Annotated in this window: 14 protein-coding genes; 8 read left to right on the plus strand and 6 right to left on the minus strand. The window is 58.9% G+C overall.

What is annotated here, in order from left to right; translation table 11 throughout:
- Nucleotides 1-1665 carry a DNA-processing protein DprA gene (locus AACP59_RS03110; RefSeq protein WP_339349804.1) on the plus strand — a complete coding sequence of 555 codons (1665 nt, stop codon included), beginning with the start codon at nt 1-3 and terminating at the stop codon, nt 1663-1665.
- Here AACP59_RS03110 and AACP59_RS03115 read toward each other — a convergent pair.
- Nucleotides 1650-1997, minus strand: coding sequence for an MGMT family protein (locus tag AACP59_RS03115; RefSeq protein WP_297317012.1), 348 nt, complete (start codon nt 1995-1997; stop codon nt 1650-1652). The two genes, AACP59_RS03110 and AACP59_RS03115, sit on opposite strands and share 16 nt — an antisense overlap.
- 130 nt (nt 1998-2127) lie before the next feature.
- Here AACP59_RS03115 and AACP59_RS03120 point away from each other — a divergent pair, with 130 nt between their 5' ends.
- From AACP59_RS03120 to AACP59_RS03140, 5 genes are all read left to right on the plus strand, one after another.
- Nucleotides 2128-4074, plus strand: a complete 1947-nt coding sequence (locus AACP59_RS03120; RefSeq protein WP_339349805.1) for an FAD-binding protein — start codon at nt 2128-2130, stop codon at nt 4072-4074.
- 229 nt (nt 4075-4303) lie between these two features.
- A complete protein-coding gene (locus AACP59_RS03125; protein ID WP_339349807.1) occupies nt 4304-5554 on the plus strand; it encodes an ROK family transcriptional regulator in 1251 nt (416 codons plus the stop codon).
- A 154-nt stretch (nt 5555-5708) separates the two neighbouring features.
- On the plus strand, nt 5709-6944 hold the full coding sequence (locus AACP59_RS03130; RefSeq protein ID WP_339349808.1) for an AGE family epimerase/isomerase: 1236 nt from the start codon (nt 5709-5711) through the stop codon (nt 6942-6944).
- A 317-nt stretch (nt 6945-7261) separates the two neighbouring features.
- Complete coding sequence (locus tag AACP59_RS03135) at nt 7262-8215, plus strand: succinate dehydrogenase/fumarate reductase iron-sulfur subunit (RefSeq protein ID WP_339349809.1); 954 nt, start codon at nt 7262-7264, stop codon at nt 8213-8215.
- Between the two features lie 48 nt (nt 8216-8263).
- Nucleotides 8264-8941 (plus strand): O-methyltransferase, encoded by a 678-nt coding sequence (locus AACP59_RS03140; RefSeq protein ID WP_339349810.1) that lies wholly within the window; start codon nt 8264-8266, stop codon nt 8939-8941.
- A gap of 264 nt (nt 8942-9205) precedes the next feature.
- Here the strand turns inward: AACP59_RS03140 and AACP59_RS03145 are convergent, their stop codons facing one another.
- Together AACP59_RS03145 and AACP59_RS03150 are read right to left on the minus strand one after the other, a co-directional pair.
- A complete protein-coding gene (locus AACP59_RS03145) occupies nt 9206-10036 on the minus strand; it encodes an LOG family protein (RefSeq protein WP_422613996.1) in 831 nt (276 codons plus the stop codon).
- A 475-nt stretch (nt 10037-10511) separates the two neighbouring features.
- Nucleotides 10512-11648, minus strand: coding sequence for an HNH endonuclease family protein (locus AACP59_RS03150; RefSeq protein ID WP_339349811.1), 1137 nt, complete (start codon nt 11646-11648; stop codon nt 10512-10514).
- A gap of 608 nt (nt 11649-12256) precedes the next feature.
- Here AACP59_RS03150 and AACP59_RS03155 point away from each other — a divergent pair.
- Together AACP59_RS03155 and AACP59_RS03160 are read left to right on the plus strand one after the other, a co-directional pair.
- On the plus strand, nt 12257-12538 hold the full coding sequence (locus AACP59_RS03155) for a hypothetical protein (protein WP_339349812.1): 282 nt from the start codon (nt 12257-12259) through the stop codon (nt 12536-12538).
- Complete coding sequence (locus AACP59_RS03160) at nt 12538-12810, plus strand: hypothetical protein (protein WP_339349813.1); 273 nt, start codon at nt 12538-12540, stop codon at nt 12808-12810. Before AACP59_RS03155 ends, AACP59_RS03160 begins: the two co-directional genes overlap by 1 nt.
- 177 nt (nt 12811-12987) lie before the next feature.
- On the opposite strand, the gene AACP59_RS03165 is transcribed toward AACP59_RS03160, so the two are convergent.
- Genes AACP59_RS03165 through AACP59_RS03175 form a run of 3 tightly spaced genes read right to left on the minus strand, consistent with a single transcriptional unit; the run spans nt 12988 to nt 16714 of the window.
- Nucleotides 12988-14763 (minus strand): ABC transporter ATP-binding protein, encoded by a 1776-nt coding sequence (locus AACP59_RS03165; protein ID WP_339349814.1) that lies wholly within the window; start codon nt 14761-14763, stop codon nt 12988-12990.
- Nucleotides 14764-16146 carry an ABC transporter ATP-binding protein gene (locus tag AACP59_RS03170; protein WP_339349815.1) on the minus strand — a complete coding sequence of 461 codons (1383 nt, stop codon included), beginning with the start codon at nt 16144-16146 and terminating at the stop codon, nt 14764-14766.
- A complete protein-coding gene (locus AACP59_RS03175; RefSeq protein WP_339349816.1) occupies nt 16043-16714 on the minus strand; it encodes an ABC transporter transmembrane domain-containing protein in 672 nt (223 codons plus the stop codon). The genes AACP59_RS03170 and AACP59_RS03175 overlap by 104 nt, the downstream gene beginning before the upstream one ends.
- Between the last annotated feature and the right edge of the window lie 187 nt (nt 16715-16901).

The following is a 16901-nucleotide window of genomic DNA, read 5'->3' on the forward strand; positions in this document are numbered from 1 at the left end:
ATGCTTGCAGAAATCAACAGAACGGCACTGCCGAAACCGGCTCCTTCACAACCAGGAAGCGCGGAAAGAGGAACACGGATTGGGCATCGACCCCTGACCCTGCCTGAACCCGGCCTGCGAATACGCGATGACTGGCTGGCCCGCGCCTTGTTGAACTTCGCCTCGGACGGCCCCGATGCCCTCATGCACGCCAGTCTCATGGGATCGGACTGCCCGTTGGAACTCTGCCAGACACTATGGGCAATATCACCCAACCCAACCGGGCCGGTCTCCGCACGGGCATCCCAGGCCCGAACACGACTGGACCGAGCCTTCATCCAGGGGGCCATCCGTTGGGGCAGACAGATAAACGGCAAGGATATGGACCGTTTCCGCCGCGTCAGCACCAACTGGCGGTATCGCTTGGAACCCTTGTGGAACTGGGACGAGGACAGGCTGAAAGGATCCATGACCGACGATGGAACCCTGTGGGTACTGACACCATCGACGGACTGTTGGCCCTCCCAGCTCGACGACCTCTCCCAACGCTCGGACTGGGCCCCTCCCCTCTGCCTCTGGGGAATAGGCAACAAGGAGAGTCTGATTAGTTGCGCCAAGCCCGTGGCTGTCGTCGGTTCCAGGACCTGTGACCTCTACGGGAGCTATATCGCCCAGGAGATCGGCAGACAGGCGGCGGCCCAGGGTCACCTGGTTGTCTCCGGCGGTGCCATGGGGGCCGACGCCCAGGCGCATTGGGGTGCCCTGTCCGCCCGCCGGGACCATGATGGGGATGATGTGGGTTCGACTGTCGCGGTATTCGCGGGTGGAATGAAACGTATGGGACCTTTACGGAACCGGGACCTCTTCCAGTCCATGGAGCGAGAGTGTGGGGCCTTGATCAGCGAGATGCATCCCGAAACAATACCGGAAGGGCGCCGTTTCCTCCTGCGCAACCGGATCATTGCCGCCCTCTCCTCAACGATTGTGGTGGCCCAGGCCCGACACCGGTCAGGGGCTCTCAACACGACCAACTGGGGAGCCGAGTTGGGCCGTGAAGTCTACGCCGCCCCGGGGCGGATTGACACTCCGGAAAATATCGGTTGCAACCATCTGATCCATCAGGGGAAAGCGACCATCCTCATTTCCGCGACCGACATAACCGGCCTGTGTCATCCTCCGCATCACCCCGGAACCGATCCCGTGATTGGCTCCTTCCGGTCAGCCGATCTTTCGGAGGAAGACATTCGGACCAAGAGCATGATAAAGGATGCCCCAACAGCAACCGTCGGCCTCATGTCCGAGAAGAACCAGCCCCTTGGTGAGGGGCTTGCAGACAAGGCGGGAGCCGGGACGACCAACAGGGAAGCCAAGGAAGAGGTACCTCCGGTTGAGGAGATCCCACCTGCCCTGGAATACCTGATTGGACCAGGCCGTCATGTCCATGAAGATCTGGAGGACGCAATCCTGAATGCCTTGCGGTCATGCCGGAAAGAAGGCGAGACCGCCACCGTTGACGCCCTGACCAAGAGGCTGACGGGGACTCCCGCCCTGGATCAATCTGCCTCTCCCTGGGGCGGCAGAGTCCAGTCGGTGATACGCCACCTAGGCCGTCTGGAAATCGAAGGAAGGATCGAGACCATCAACGGGGTCGTGCATGCCGTCGAGCAGGATCAGGCACACCATTGACAACGATCCAGATCGACCACCCAGCCAGGTTGACCCGCGTTCTCGTCACGGGCGGGGGGAACAAAGACCACACCCTCGGATTCCAGTAGAGTACGCTGCCGGTCAGGCCCACCGAAGGCGAAACCGGGAGCCAGGGAACCATCCTTGAAAACGACCCGATGACAGGGAATCACGCCGGGTTCAGGATTGGAATGGAGGGCGAATCCGACGAACCTGGCATTCCTGGGTCGACCTGTCAGGGCCGCTATCTGACCGTACGTGGCCACCTTGCCAGAAGGTATGCGTCTGACGACCTGATACACCAACTGCGAAAAGGACTGCTCGTGAGCCATGCACCCATTGTCTGCATGCAAAGGGACAAGCCTGACTTGACGGACCAGCAATCAACGACCCTACCGACAATCCCCCGAATCACCGAATCCGGGGTGTTCCCTATCAAAGGGTTGTGAGAATATCTGTTTTATGAGTCCCGCCACAATCAAGAGCCACTATGAGGCCATCATCGTAGGTGCCGGGGCCGCCGGCATGTCAGCAGCGCTGAGTCTGTCCCGCTCCCTCCGGAAGAATCACCATGAGGGCCAGGAAACACCTTCGATCCTGGTCATTTCGAAGCTGCAACCCCTTCGTTCCCACACCGGGTCGGCCGAGGGCGGCATCGCAGCCAGCCTGGGCAACGAGGAGCAGGACGATTGGCACTGGCACTATTACGACACCATCAAGGGCAGCGACTGGCTGGCCGACCAGGATGCCGTCAAGATACTGGCCAGCGAAGCCCGGAAAACGGTGATTCGCCTGGAGCACGAGGGTGTGGCCTTCTCCCGGCGGGAAGACGGCCGTATAGCCCAACGCAAGTTCGGCGGGCACACGTCTGAGTTCGGCGGGAAACCAGTCAAGCGCGCCGCCTACGCGGCAGACCGCATAGGCCATCAGATTCTGCACGCCCTCTGGCAGCAGTGCGTACAGATGGGGGTGACCTTCGCCGAGGAATGGTATGTGACGGATCTGGTCCTGGACGGGATCAAGGTTCCAGATACCGATTCTCCGGCTGAGGAACAGCACAAAGACGGGGAACACGAAAGCGCCCCCCTGACCAATCCCTGTGCGAAGGCACGCGGCCTGGTGGTCCTGGACACCCACACCGGTGAGACCCATGCCATCTCGGCCGACACCATCATGCTCTGCACCGGAGGTGCCGGCAGGCTCTTCCATACCACCTCCAACTCCTGGGACCTCACCGGGGACGGTATGGCCCTGGCCCTGAAAGCCGGGTTGCAGCTGGAAGACATCGAGTTCATCCAATTCCACCCGACAGGACTTGGCCATACCGGCATCCTCCTCTCCGAGGCATCCCGCTCAGAGGGCGGAATTCTGCGCAACTCCCAGGGCAGGGCCTTCATGCAGGACTATGCACCCGGGCATGGCGACCTTGCCGCCAGGGACGTGGTCAGCCGGTCCATCATGGCCGAGATCGACGCCGGCCGCGGGGTGGCCGACCCCAAGGATCCGAACGGTCCACGGAACTGCGTATGGCTGGACATGAGGGGCATCGGAGAGGAACGAATGAAGACCCTCCTCCCCCAGGTCTATGAGACCATCCGCCGCTTTGCCGACCTGGACCCCACCGTCGATCTCATCCCCATCAAGCCGACCGCCCACTACACGATGGGGGGTATACCGATCACCACCCAGGGCCAGGTATACAAGTGGGCGGATGGTCGGCGTTGCCCGGTCGAAGGCCTCTATGCTGCTGGAGAGTGCTCCTGCCTGAGTGTCCACGGCGCCAACCGGTTGGGGGGCAACAGCCTCCTGGATGCCTGTCTTTTCGGCAGCAGGGCCGGGGAGGCCATGGCCGAACAGGTCACCTCCGCCCTATCAGGAAAGAGCACGGCCCAATCCGGTGACACGCGTTCACTGGAACAGACCCTGGCCACAAGGCGGTCGGTCATAGATCGCATCCTGGACGACTCGCCATCCGAATCAGATCATGCCCAAGCCCCGGATACGAACCCGAACGGCGACACCAATGCCTACCAGGTCATGCAAACCCTGGGTGGTGTGATGGAGGATGCCGTGGCCGTCCGCTGCGATCAGAAGAGCATCGCCAGGGCCGAGGAAGAAGTGGCCGACCTGGACCAGACTGCACAGGGCCTGAAAGCGCACAGCCCGGACGCGGCCTTCAACCACGAGTTGACCGCCATCATGGAAATCGACAACCTGCTGACCCTGTCCGCCGCGGTATTGTCCGCAAGCGACAGCCGAGAGGAATCACGCGGCGCCCTTTTCCGCAGGGATCACCCTGAACGGGATGATCAACACTTCCTCGTCCACTCCATGGTCGACCGGGAAGGCAGGGTGGACTGGCAACCGGTTCACATCGTCGACATGCCCCCCAGCGGACGGCAGTACTGATACCCCTACCAAGAGCATTGATGCCGCCTTACAACACGGCCAACCCCATCCTGACTTCAGACACCGTCCGGACGGACCTGCGGGTGAAAGTCGTAGGGCAACACACCGCACTTGTTTTCATCTATTAACTCAGTTAACATCCCCTTGTCGGAAGCGGCACAGGAAGGTGCCTCGATACCATTCAGAGGCGAAGGACCGACCGCGACGCAATAGATGCGAGGAGGTATCGATGCCCGGCTCAGGATCCAGCCCCTCGCAAGCCCTTGTCTCCGAATCCAACCGTTCACGGATCCTATCCCACCTCTACCGCTACGGTGTCAGCTCCCGGGCAAGGATAGCCAAAACCCTGCATCTGACACCGGCAGCCATCACCAAGATCACCGCCCACCTCATTGAAGAGGGTCTGGTTGAGGAAAGCGGCCCAACCAAGCATGGAACCTATCGCGGCGGCAAATCCATAGACTTGAGGCTGAACAAGACAGGCTTCCATGTCATTGGCGTCAAATTCGCCCGAAGCCTTGTCCAGATAGGCGTATTCGACCTCTCAGGCACACGAATCAGTCTGATGGATCTGCCGACCGTGGACGAAACCCATATCCAGGACACCATCCGTGCGATCCACAGCTCGATTGACGGCCTCCTGAGCGCTGACTGCACAATCGTGGCCATCGGCATGGCCGTACCCGGCCCTTACCTCCGCACGGTGGGACGCACCGCAGTGGTCTCGTCCATGCAGGAATGGCGCAAGATCAACTTCCGGCGGGAATTCGAACAGAGCTTTTCCGTGCCCGTCTTCATTGAGCAGGATGCGCGTGCGGGGGTCTTGGCGGAGCACCTCTTCGGCGACAACCTGGACTGCGAAAACATGGCTTACTACCTACTGGGGGAAGGCATAGGGCTGGGGGTCCTGGAAGCGGGCCAACTCGTCAACGGGGCCCTTGGCGTAGCCAGCGAGTTGGGCCATGTGTCCATAGACATCAACGGGCTGCCATGCGACTGCGGCAACCGCGGATGCCTGGAACTCTACTGTTCAGCGGTGGCCATACACCGTGACGCCATCGAGGAGGGCATAATCGCCGGAGCCGAATCCATGACACACCGTCAGGTCTGCAGCGCCCTGTTCGAGCAGGCGGACAAAGGCGATCCCAAGGCCGTGAAGGAGATTGAAAAAGCGGGTCGGTACCTGGGCTATGGCTGCGTGACCATCATCAACACCTTCAATCCCGAGCGCATCGTCCTGGGTGACATCATCTCCGCGGCCGGTAAACCCCTGCTGAGGGCCGTTCAGGATGTGGTCGACGAGCGGGTGGTGCCCGAGCTCAACGACTCCACCTCCATCGTCCTCTCCTCCCTGCCCACTGATGCCATCGTTTCAGGCGCAGCCGCAGTGGCCATCACCCAGTTCCTTGCCCAACCCACCCTCTTCGGCCATCTGGCCCGGACACGGTCGGGAACCGGTCCCTCAGATGGGCCGACATGATGCCCCGCGAACCGGTCATGGACTTCTTCCATATCAGGGCAAGGCCTTGCATCCAAAGCAAGGGAACCAGGCCATCTCAGAGCGCCCCTCGACGTCAGCGGTTGGACGATGCACGTCCGCCGGCAACAGTGGCAGGAAACAGAAAGGCAACGTAATGAACAAGAATCCCAGGTATGAGCTTGGCTCCGAGGCCAACCGCATCTTCATGGCCTCGGAAACATATGAACTCCTCGACTTCGGACGAGGCTTCCCCGCCGCGCAGGGCGGTTCAGGCTGGCTGGACGACAAGGGCGGAATCGACCCGTCCCATGGCATCCAGACTTGGATCACCGGCCGTATGACCCATGTCTACGCCATAGGCAGCCTGTTGGGCTACCCCGGTGCCGAAGACCTGGTCGATGCAGGTCTGCGTGGCCTGACCGGCATCCTTCATGACGACGACAATGGTGGTTGGCATCCCTCCATCCAGGCGGACGGCAGCCCGGAACCCGACAAGGTCTGCTATTCCCATGCTTTTGTGATCCTGGCCGCCTCCTCAGCCCTGCTGGCAGGCAGACCGGGAGCGCGTAAGCTCCTGAACGAAGCCCTGGACACCTTCAACCGGTACTTCTGGGACGAGGAGACCGGCTTGGCCGTAGACACCTGGAACACGGATTTCTCGCGACTCGATCCCTACCGTGGCCTCAATGCCAACATGCACACCACCGAAGCCTTCCTGGCAGTAGCCGATGCAACCGGCGACAACACCTACCGACAGCGCGCCGGACGAATCATCGACCATGTCATCGAATGGGCCAAGGGCAACAATTGGAGAATTCCTGAGCACTTCACCAGCCAGTGGGCACCAGATCTGGAGTACAACGAGGACAGGAAGGACGACCAGTTCAAGCCCTATGGAGCCACGCCGGGTCATGGCATCGAATGGGCCCGGTTGATTGTGCAGTGGGCCCTGAGCACCTTCGCCAACAAGGCAGCCATACAGCCCTACGTGGATGCCGCCGAGCACCTCTTCGGGCAGGCCGTCGCCGACGGGTGGAATGCCGGAGGCACCACAGGCCTGGCCTACACCACGGATTGGGAAGGGCGGCCCGTGGTTACGGACAGGATGCATTGGACCCTGGCCGAGGGGATCAATACCGCCGCCACCCTGGCCGAGGTGACCGGTAAGGAGGAGTACCGTACCTGGTATGCCGACTTCGTCCAATACACCGACCAGTACCTGATCGACCATGATGGCGGATCATGGTTCCACCAACTCAATCAGGACAACAAGGTCATCGACACGGTCTGGCCCGGCAAGTCGGACCTCTACCATGCCTTCCAATCCACCCTGATCCCCTTCAATGACCCGGCGGTATCCATCTGCACCGCAATCAGGAACGCCAAGTAGACATACCGGGCATGCCACATCGGCAAACGAACATCCGCCTCTCACCCATGAGCCCTTTGGGGAGAGGCGGAATCGTATGGTCAGTGGCCATCCACGCAGAGTCCACCATCAGGACCAGGCTAATCAACATGTGACCGGACGACCCCGGTGGATTCCGTCTCGCGAAGCAGACAAGACAGGTCATGCTGAGGGGACTTGACCGACCAGACCATTAGAATATGTGCAGGGTTTATTTCCGCCTTCGCGAAAGGGACCGCCAGCGCATGCAATCGGATTGGAGCAGAGAAGTCATGGAACCAGAAGGTGCCGAGCCAGCAGTGGCAATCTCCACCGGAACCGGTGACCATGCCTCAGGGACACACATCAGCACCGATTCCAGCGTCACCATCCGCGTAGCCAGGTTCACGCCCCGTCAAGGTAGGTCCGGCCGCTCTGCCTCCAACCCCTTCGCCTCATCCTCGTCCCCCTCCCCCTTCGGCTCCAGACCGGGACGCCCACGTGGCAAGCGTTGGACCCAGGAATACCGGATTCAGACCGCACACGAACAGACCATCCTGGACTGCCTGCTGCAAATCAAACGCGAGCAGGACCCGACCCTGAACTTCCGCTACTCCTGTGGTCACGGCATGTGTGGATCGGATGCCGTACTGATCAACACGACACCCACCCTCCTGTGCACCGCCACCGTGGGAGACTTCGCCAAGGTACCCGCCGAGGAGACAGGCGATGGAGGTGACCAAGACCGGGGCTTCCGCCGGACCGGCCGAACCGGAGCGGATCAATCCAGACCGGAGGGCCCTAAGCCGAAACGAACGGGCTGGTTAGGGGTCATCGACATCAAGCCCCTTCCTGGCTTTACCCCCCTGCGTGACCTGATCGTCGACACCGACACCATGTTCGACCAGATCCGCCGCTTCCATCCCTACCTGCGCGAAGATGCTGAACCGGATCCAGACATGGAGAACCTGCAGACCCCGGCCCAGCTCTCCAAGTTCGAGTTGCTCAGCAATTGCATCGCCTGCGGCGTCTGCGAGGGCTCCTGCCCGGTCTACGCCGGTGGCGAGGCTTTTGCCGGGCCGGCCGCACTGATTGCCGCCTCGCGGTTCATCAACGATTCGCGTGACGGGCACAGCCAGGAACGCCTGGACGACATCAACCAGGAGGACGGCATCCTGGCCTGCGAGTCCGTCCGCGCCTGTTCACGCCAGTGCCCCAGGGGGATTGACGTGGGCGAAGAGATGTGGCAGCTGGTCGAGGCCGTCAATCGTTGACGGGCCATATGTGGCCCTTTGTGAGCACCAGACGTTAGAGTGGTCATTATGGATAAGACCTCATACAGCAATCATGCCAAGGGGTGGGAATTCGCTGAGGAGAGCGCACTCAACAGCGAATCTGACACCCTGACAGCCTTCCGCACCCAGGCGGAATCGGCTGGATCCCCCCAATGCTCAGTGGCGCAGGGCTCCTTCCTGCGTTTCCTGGCCGGAAGGACCGATGCCGCCTCCATCATCCTCCTAGGTACGGGTTCGGTGATCGAGGCCCTCCGCCTCATGGAGGGATTGCAGGGCCAGGGGCAGTTCACCGCTGTGGACTCCTCCCCCGAAGGCGCCTCCCTGATACGGAAGACCTTCCATGAAGAGGAAAAGAAGAATTCCGGACTTCGTCTGCGCGTGGTCAACACACCGGCCAGGACCTACTTCCCCAGACTGAACCCCGCTGATTACGACCTGATTGTGGTTTCCGGGGAGAGCCGGAACTACCAGGATGCCCTGGACCACGCCCCACGTCTGCTCAAGGAGGACGGCCAGCTGGTCTTCACCGATGCCTTCGACCTGGATGAGGACCCCGACCAGGGTGGATTGATGAATCCGGCCAACCGTTCGGACAAGGCCGTCAGCCTGCGCTCCATCCTGGACACACTGTCACAGGATGACGGACTCGAATCCTGCCTGGTCCCTGTGGGTAATGGCATGATTTTCGTCGCCAAGAACAGGTAGGCATGGCGCTTCCTGCAACCTGACATACGGTAAAGGCCCATCTCTCCAGAGGTGGGCCTTTACCTTTCCCTGAATCGTATCGAGTCGGATTACTCACGCTTGTATACGGCTATTTGTATACGGCTATTTGTATACGGCTATTGGTCATGGCAGGCACAGTTACCTATCCCCTGCGGATACAGGTTTCTTGGTGATATTGCAAGTGCTGGTGCCTGTATCCCCATTCCCCGTGCCGGCATTTCCACCGCCAGCACTTGAGCCGCGCTACTGACGGCTCCCGAGTATGGTCTGCACGGCCTCATCGGGATCATCGGTCCGAACCACCAGCTTGGGATCCAGGTCAGAAATCATGCCCCGATCCTTGACCGTGGTCGATATCCATTCGAAAAGCCCATCCCAATACCCCTTGTTGAAGAGAACAATGGGCATGGTGGCCACCTTGTGGGTCTGGACAAGGGTCAGCACCTCGAACATCTCATCCATGGTCCCGAACCCTCCCGGGCAGACGATGATGCCGGACGAGTACTTCATGAACATCACCTTGCGCACAAAGAAGTAACGGAAGGTGATGCCCAGGTTGACCCACTGGTTGATACCTTGCTCGTGGGGCAGCTCGATTCCCAGCCCCACCGACTTGCCTCCGACCTGGGCGGCCCCCTTGTTGGCGGCCTCCATGATGCCCGGGCCACCCCCGGTGATCACCGCCATGCCTCCCCTGGCCAGACCGGCACCCATCCGCTGGGCGGCACGGTAGTCGGGATTGTCCTTGTCCGTTCGGGCCGAACCGAAGATCGTGGCCGCCGGACCCAGCTCGGCAAGGGCACCGAACCCATCGACGAACTCAGCCTGAATCCTCAACACCCGCCAGGGGTCCATGTGGAGCCAGTCCGTATCACCATCCGAGGAGAGCAGGCCGGCATTGGAATCACTCGGAGGAATCATGGAGCCACGCATAATGACAGGACCACTGTGATAGGTCCTCCCCATGTCAGGCTCCAGATTGAGATCACTGCTCTCCTGATCGTGGACCTCGCCTTGGCCATTCACGTTCTGCTCGTCCATGGGCTGATTGTTCATGTTCCGGCCTTCCCTCATATCGCTCATATCCTCGGTAGCCTCATCTTCTGTTGGAAAAATCAGAAAGTTCGTCACCGAGTCATCATCTTAACGAACCCACGCGGAAGCCTGATTCTCCAGCAAGCTTGCAGTATGCACAACTAAACGCAAAAGCGCCTCAGAATTCCGCCAACCTACTCCTGACAGCAACCGTAGCAACTTGAGTGGAACTCGGACTGCCCCAAAAGTTATGAACGAAGTTTCCCAATGGAGCAATGACAACGCGGGGACGTATCGTTTATGATCACCAAGGAATCTAGCCTCAGAGCATAGTTCCCGTTTGACCCTGCCTGAATCACCCCATGGTCATACCGCATCACTGGACCTGTTTCCGCCTTCTCATTTCATACGGTCATGAAGATAACTCAAACGTTGTGCCGACAATCATTCGCCACCAACTATTCCCTTGGCTCGGTCCCGGCACACAGAATCTGATGACTGGTAGCATTTATAGCTACTTCCCAGGCCAAACCTGTACCGCCAATTCAGCCATTTGCGTTTGGCGAGTTGCTATGCTCCAGCAATCCCAGCACTTTTTCTCCGCAATTTCCTTGTTCCAGCAAAGTTCTTGGGTTCTGTATGCCTTGCGCTTGCATTCCCAGCATGCGTTACTCAATCGACTGTTAGTATCTCCAGAAAGAAGGGTGAGGTTACCCAGACGTTGCGTATATTCTTCACGTGCACGTTGACTAAAATGCGACCACGTTTGATCAGTGCAAGTGCAGTCGTCCATGCACCAGCGACATTGAAATTCGTTTGAATCATCACCTTCTTTTACTGGCTCTTGCGGCAGAATGTGTTCTACTTGCACATCAGCGCTATTGTCGTTTTTGGTATGCCTCCAAGGGCATTCACTAGGATAAACCTCCTGCGAGCTGCGGTCTTTCTTCCACGAAAGCGATACCAGCATGTAGGTCACAATGCGCCGATCCGCTAGTACTTTTTTACTCTGTTTAGTAGGCTTCAACTTCGCTTTGTACTTCTTGAATTTTTCTTTGAACTCCTTATCGCCATAGGCAATGTCGCTGCTAAGCTCCCTGGACATATCCTTATTGGGATCAATCCTATGGTTCAGAAGTTTCTTAGCCGCACTGAAGCAGGAGCATTCAAACTTACCGCTACCACGACAGTTCATAACAAACCGACGCACGAATTGAGACTTTACTGCTTGAAGTATTGCACAGAATTTTCCAATTGCTTCTTTATCCTCAGTATCATGTTCTTTATCAGATTCCTCATCAGGAAGATACAAGGCAGCCGCAACGGCTAACAGAAACCAGCTCTGGTTATTCTTGTCTGCCGTTTTCTTTTTCTGCTTGACATTAAACTCAACAATGACAGCCAAATCATCACTAATTTTACAAGAACTATACTGTGTCCAATACTCATCATCAGGATCGCCGACACGATCATAGTAATCCACCAACCGTGTAAGAGCAGAATTAATCCATTCTTTCTCCTGATCGTCAATAATGTAATCATCGCCCCCATTAGTGGCGTATGCATTAAGTTTCTTAAGAAAGCCTCTACCCTGTATCTCTTTCCCTGCGTTTTTAACTATTTCTTGCATTGGATTGTCCCGAACAGTCATGCTGCCTACCACCTTTACTGATAAACAAACTCACGAAGACTCTTTTGACAATGAAACCAGCCCGCACCATCTGCTGAGAAAAACGGACCGGTATCTGAACCACTCAAGGAACCGCGATACCACATATGTCAGCCGGGAACAGCCTCTATCCAATCCCTATTCAGCATTAAGCACAAGGTCGGTATTCATGAATTCAGTTCTTGTGATATCGCCTCGCCCTTTTCAACCTGACCATCCTTACTGTTCGCCTATCTGCGGCCGGTACCTTCCTCCCTATGGCAGTGCGGTCCGAGAAGCCGAAGGCAGACACCCGAGATGGGCCGACAAGGATAGCAACAGATTTTGTTACATTTTGCGCGTATGCCCCCGGCAACGATGCAGATATGGAGCTCCAACCATAAATCGATTACATAACCATCCGTTCGCATATTGACATCGACAGGCAGATGTCCGGATGTTTGGCACCACTTTTATAACTGCTCTAAGAGCCCAAAATAACGAGCCAGCCAGAAGCCCGACAGACTTCCCCGTAATGGTGACAGGCCCAGAATGCCTGACTAGGATTTGCATAAGACGCCATCCAACCCGACTACAGGAAGCGACCTCCAATGGAATTCCAACCTCTGATCCATCCCGGGATTCATCGCACACATCCTGATATCGGCCAGCAGGACATCCTGGAGGTCTGGCGCAATGCCATCGTCTCCGCACCGGTTGTCAACAATCAGGAAACCCGTCAAGTCTGGCTGACACTGGGTTTCGACGGCCAGGGAAGGTTGATGGAATTGGCTTCCATCCACGATCAGTCCCGACTCTGGTTGGTCTTCCATGCCATGACCCCTCCCTCCCCAAAGACCCTACGGGAGTTCCTTGCGACAGGGAGGGACTGATGGGAGATCCTGAAGACCGTGACTGGCATGCCCTCTTCGGAGTCGGTGATGACGACCTGGACCAGTTGAGCCAGGCATTGGAAACCGGGACCTGGTCAGGTGCCCTGGGAACGGTCTGGCCGGAACGCCCGCGCCTCCGCCCAGGTTACCCAGCACCCTTGAGTCTGCGCCTGCCTCAACGACTGATGGACCGGATCGCAGGCAGGGCGGCTTCCGAAGGCGCGACACCTGCCGAGATAATTCGCGAAACCCTCAGCCGAAATCAAGACTGATCAATACAGGTCCAGGTAAAACAGACTGTCACCCATAGGAACAGACCTGCATCAGCGTGACATCTGCAGAGATCAGCCTTCGGCAGTCTGACTCAGCTAGGAACGTACCGCAGCGACCGACTGGCACACATACCAACCGAATCTGCCGCACACTTGGCAACCAGCGCCGAGGAACTGTTACGCTTCAGCCTTTTCCGACAGGGACCAGCCCGCACTTTCGCCTTGCAATCGGACCATCCTGGCGAATTCTCCATCCGCGGCCATGAGCTCCTCAGGGGAACCCTGCTCGACCACGTGGCCCTGGTCGAGGACCACGATCTTGTCTGCGTTCTCGACGGTTCGCATCCGATGGGCAATGACCATGACCGTCTTCCCCACCAGTAACTCGGACAGGGCCTCCTGCACCTGGGTCTCGTTCTCGACATCCAAGGAGGCCGTGGCCTCGTCGAGCAGGACGATGGGGGCATCCTTGAGGAGGGCCCGGGCGATGGAGATGCGTTGGCGCTCGCCGCCGGAGAGTTTGGAACCATTCTCACCAATCATCGTCTGGTAGCCCTGGGGCAGGCGGGTGACGAACTGGTCGCAGTTGGCGGCCCTGGCGGCATCCAGCACCTCCTGGTCACTGGCACCACGCCGACCCATCCGGATATTACCCATGACGGTGTCATCAAAGAGCATCACATCCTGGAAGACCACGGCATAGTCGCGCAAGAGGACCTCTGGATCCACCCGGCTCACGTCAACCCCACCCACGGTGATGGAACCGGAGGTGGCATCCCAGAAGCGGGCAGCCAGCCGGGCACAGGTTGACTTCCCGGACCCCGAGGGACCAACCAGGGCCGTGATCTCACCTTCCCGCGCCGTAAAATCGACATCCTCCAGAACCGGCTCCCCCGCACCCCTGCCGGTAGAGACCGGATAGGAGAAGGCCACATGATCGAAGACGATATCGTGACCGTTCGGATGGAAGTCCGTACTCCCCTCGACCACCGGCTCGTCGGTGATGGACCGGATACGCCGGGCCGATCCCTGGGACTGGAAAAGCTCGGAAACCAGCATCAAAGCCTGATCGAAGGGTGCGTATATCCGGGAGACCATCAGCAGGAAGATGAACATGACCATGAAATCAATCCTGCCCTGGACTATCAGACCGGCAGCCACCAGCAAGGTTGTGGCCACTCCCATCCTGAGGACCACCATGGCCGAGTTCATGATGAGTCCATTGGTAATCTCGGACCTGATCGTGGTGGCTTCGGTGGTATCAATGACCGAGAAGAGTCTATCCAGATACCGGTCCTCCTGGTTGGTGGCGCGAATCTCCTGTACACAGTCGAGCGCCTCCTGGATGCCGTCGCTGACCCTGACCTGGGCCTGCCGCGTACGTCGTGAGGCACCTTCCACGAATCGTCGTGTGCCGAAGACGATGGCAAAAGCCGTCGGCACACTCCAGAAAGCGGCCAGGTCGAGGGCCCAGTTCACAGGCAAGAGTGCGAGGAAGACCAGGATGGAAGAGACGACTGCACCGTAGAGCTGGCTCAGGGCATGGGCATAGGCATGCTCCATGGTGGCCACATCACCCAGGATGGTATCGGTCAGGTCCGCCAGGTCACGACGCCCGAAGAAGGAGAGGGGCAGCTTACGCAGTCTCTCGGCCAGGTCGATTCGCTGGGTGCTGGTCTGGTTGAAGACCGCGCCATAGGAGTGGTTGTACTGGAACCAGTACGAGCCGAAGAGCAGAAGGACGAACACCAGGAGACCCACCAGGTAGGGCATGACATCCGGGAGCGGAGCCCCTTTGGTCAGATGGGCGATGAAGGCATTCATGGCCAGGAAGAGCGAGGCCGTTCCTCCCATGATGACCAGATTGGTCAGTGTGGTCCAAATCGTCCCCAGGAGGACATTCTTCATCCCCCTGTTCGTCAAAGCGTATTTCTTCTGGAATGAGGCGAACATCTATGCCTCACCTCCTTCGCTCTGAGTACCGAGATGATCGGTCGACCCTCCCCCAGCGACTGAACCAGGATCGCTTTCATCCACAACCGGCCCAGCGCCATCCTGACCGGGAGCCTGCCCGGCACCGCCTTCTCCCGAGGCCGCCGTGGTGTCACCTGCACCGCCTCCATCCGTGGCCTTCGGCGAGTTGTCGACCTTCCAGGAGATCGCCTGCTCATAGTCGGACCAGAGGCGGGCATAGGTGCCATGAGCCCTGACCAGGGCCTGGTGGGAACCCTGCTCGACCAGGTGACCTCCATTCAAAACCAGGATCAAGTCAGCACCGGCCACGGTCGACAGGCGATGGGCGATCATAAGGACGGTCCGATGCCCGCCCCCACCCGATCGGGTCAATCTGGTCAGGGCCTTCTGGATCAAGGCCTCATTCTCCGGATCGGCAAAGGCGGTTGCCTCGTCCAGGACCACAATCGGCGCATCCTTGAGTATTGCCCTGGCCAGGGCCACTCGTTGGACCTCTCCACCCGACAGGTAGGTTCCACCCGAACCCAGCATGGTGTCGAGTCCCTGAGGGAGCTTCTTGACGATGTCCATGCACTGGGCGGCCTCCAGGGCAGCCAGGACCTGATCCGGGGTCGCATCGGGTCTGGCCGCACGGACATTTTCAAGCAGTGTGGCCGAGAAGAGCCGATTGGTCTGGAAGACGAAGGCAACCTGCCCCATCAGATCATGGGGGTCCATGGATCTCACATCGACCCCGCCAACGGTGACCCTTCCCGAATCCACATCCCAGAAGCGCGGGAGCAGACTGGCACAGGTCGATTTGCCACCCCCGGAAGGCCCGACCAGGGCCACAGTGCCACCCTCAGGCAACCTGAAGTCGATTCCTTCAAGCGCCGGCCGATCAGCGCCCGCATAGGTATAGGACACCTGCTCCAGGGACGCATCCGGGGTCCGTGGATGTTCCGGGTTGACGGTCAGGGGTAGAGGACTCACGCTGAGCACGCTGGTGATCCTGGCCAGGGCATCATCGGCTTTACCGAAGGCGTCGCTGGAGAATTGCAGACGGGTCATGGCTGTCGGGACCATTCCCGAGAAGACGGCGTAGAAGGCGAAATCGGCAAGGAAGGAGGAAAAATTACCCTGCCGCGAGGCCAGCAGGATGGCCATCGGAACCAGGAAAACCACAGTACTGTTCAAGGCGACGATCTGTATGGTCTGGGGAAGACGGCAGACCTTCATGGAGTAGGTCCTGGCCATCTGACTGTAGTGTTCAATCGCTTCATGGAAGGCCCTGAAGGAATAGACCGTCTGCTGGAAGACCTTGACCACGGGAATGCCGCGAACATACTCCGTGCCGGTCTTCGACATCCGCACCCAGGGCATCCTGGTACTCCTTCAAGAAGGCCCTGCCCTGGCCACTCATCATGACTCGAATACAGACAGCGGCGATCAGGACGGAGACCAGGCAGGCCATCCCCATCCGCCAGTCGAAGACCAGCATCAGTATCGGCATGCCCAAGACCATGGTCAGGGAACCGGCCGCGTCCGGAACGATGTGGGCCAGCAGGGTCTCGGTATCTCCTGCCGAACCGTCAATGGTGCGCCGCAACTCCCCTGATGCATGAAGGTCGAAGTAGCCCAGGGGTAGGCGCATCAGGTGCCGTACAGCCTCCTTTCGCATGTTGGAGGCGGTGCGGAAGGCGGCCATATGGGTAAGGAGGAGACCCGAGCAGTACAGGACCACGGAGAGTACCGCGAACCCCAATCCCACCCATCCATAGATGGCGATTCCCGTGGCCCGGGACCAATGCGGAGCTACAGCCAGGAGATCACTGGCAGCCAGCCAGATGCAGATATAAGGTCCAAAGCCGGCAATCGCCGACAGGATGGACAGGAGACAGCCCAGGTAGGAGAAGATCTTACGGGGACCAGCAAAATCCAGCAGCCGCATCAGGGAGTTACGCCCATGCCGCCCCTCACCGTCAGATGTGTTTCCTTGATCTTGAGCACCGCCATGATCTGGCTCCGACAGGCCTTCTGGCTCATTCCGGTCTACGGTCATACCTTTTCTCCCATGATTTCCATCTCAACCCCTTGTCGTCCGCATTCATCGAACGTAATCTGAGAAGCCTATGACC

This window comes from Bifidobacterium indicum, from assembly GCF_036987015.1.
In the GTDB taxonomy this organism is placed as follows: domain Bacteria; phylum Actinomycetota; class Actinomycetes; order Actinomycetales; family Bifidobacteriaceae; genus Bombiscardovia; species Bombiscardovia indica.

What these genes read in the sequence shown, in the direction of transcription:
- AACP59_RS03110 (WP_339349804.1), top strand. Translation starts at nt 1, where the DNA reads ATGCTTGCAGAAATCAACAGAACGGCACTGCCGAAACCGGCTCCTTCA.
- AACP59_RS03175 (WP_339349816.1), bottom strand. Translation starts at nt 16,714, where the DNA reads ATGCGGCTGCTGGATTTTGCTGGTCCCCGTAAGATCTTCTCCTACCTG.
- AACP59_RS03150 (WP_339349811.1), bottom strand. Translation starts at nt 11,648, where the DNA reads ATGACTGTTCGGGACAATCCAATGCAAGAAATAGTTAAAAACGCAGGG.
- AACP59_RS03165 (WP_339349814.1), bottom strand. Translation starts at nt 14,763, where the DNA reads ATGTTCGCCTCATTCCAGAAGAAATACGCTTTGACGAACAGGGGGATG.
- AACP59_RS03130 (WP_339349808.1), top strand. Translation starts at nt 5,709, where the DNA reads ATGAACAAGAATCCCAGGTATGAGCTTGGCTCCGAGGCCAACCGCATC.
- AACP59_RS03140 (WP_339349810.1), top strand. Translation starts at nt 8,264, where the DNA reads ATGGATAAGACCTCATACAGCAATCATGCCAAGGGGTGGGAATTCGCT.
- AACP59_RS03155 (WP_339349812.1), top strand. Translation starts at nt 12,257, where the DNA reads ATGGAATTCCAACCTCTGATCCATCCCGGGATTCATCGCACACATCCT.
- AACP59_RS03170 (WP_339349815.1), bottom strand. Translation starts at nt 16,146, where the DNA reads ATGCCCTGGGTGCGGATGTCGAAGACCGGCACGGAGTATGTTCGCGGC.
- AACP59_RS03160 (WP_339349813.1), top strand. Translation starts at nt 12,538, where the DNA reads ATGGGAGATCCTGAAGACCGTGACTGGCATGCCCTCTTCGGAGTCGGT.
- AACP59_RS03120 (WP_339349805.1), top strand. Translation starts at nt 2,128, where the DNA reads ATGAGTCCCGCCACAATCAAGAGCCACTATGAGGCCATCATCGTAGGT.
- AACP59_RS03125 (WP_339349807.1), top strand. Translation starts at nt 4,304, where the DNA reads ATGCCCGGCTCAGGATCCAGCCCCTCGCAAGCCCTTGTCTCCGAATCC.
- AACP59_RS03115 (WP_297317012.1), bottom strand. Translation starts at nt 1,997, where the DNA reads ATGGCTCACGAGCAGTCCTTTTCGCAGTTGGTGTATCAGGTCGTCAGA.
- AACP59_RS03145 (WP_422613996.1), bottom strand. Translation starts at nt 10,036, where the DNA reads ATGAGGGAAGGCCGGAACATGAACAATCAGCCCATGGACGAGCAGAAC.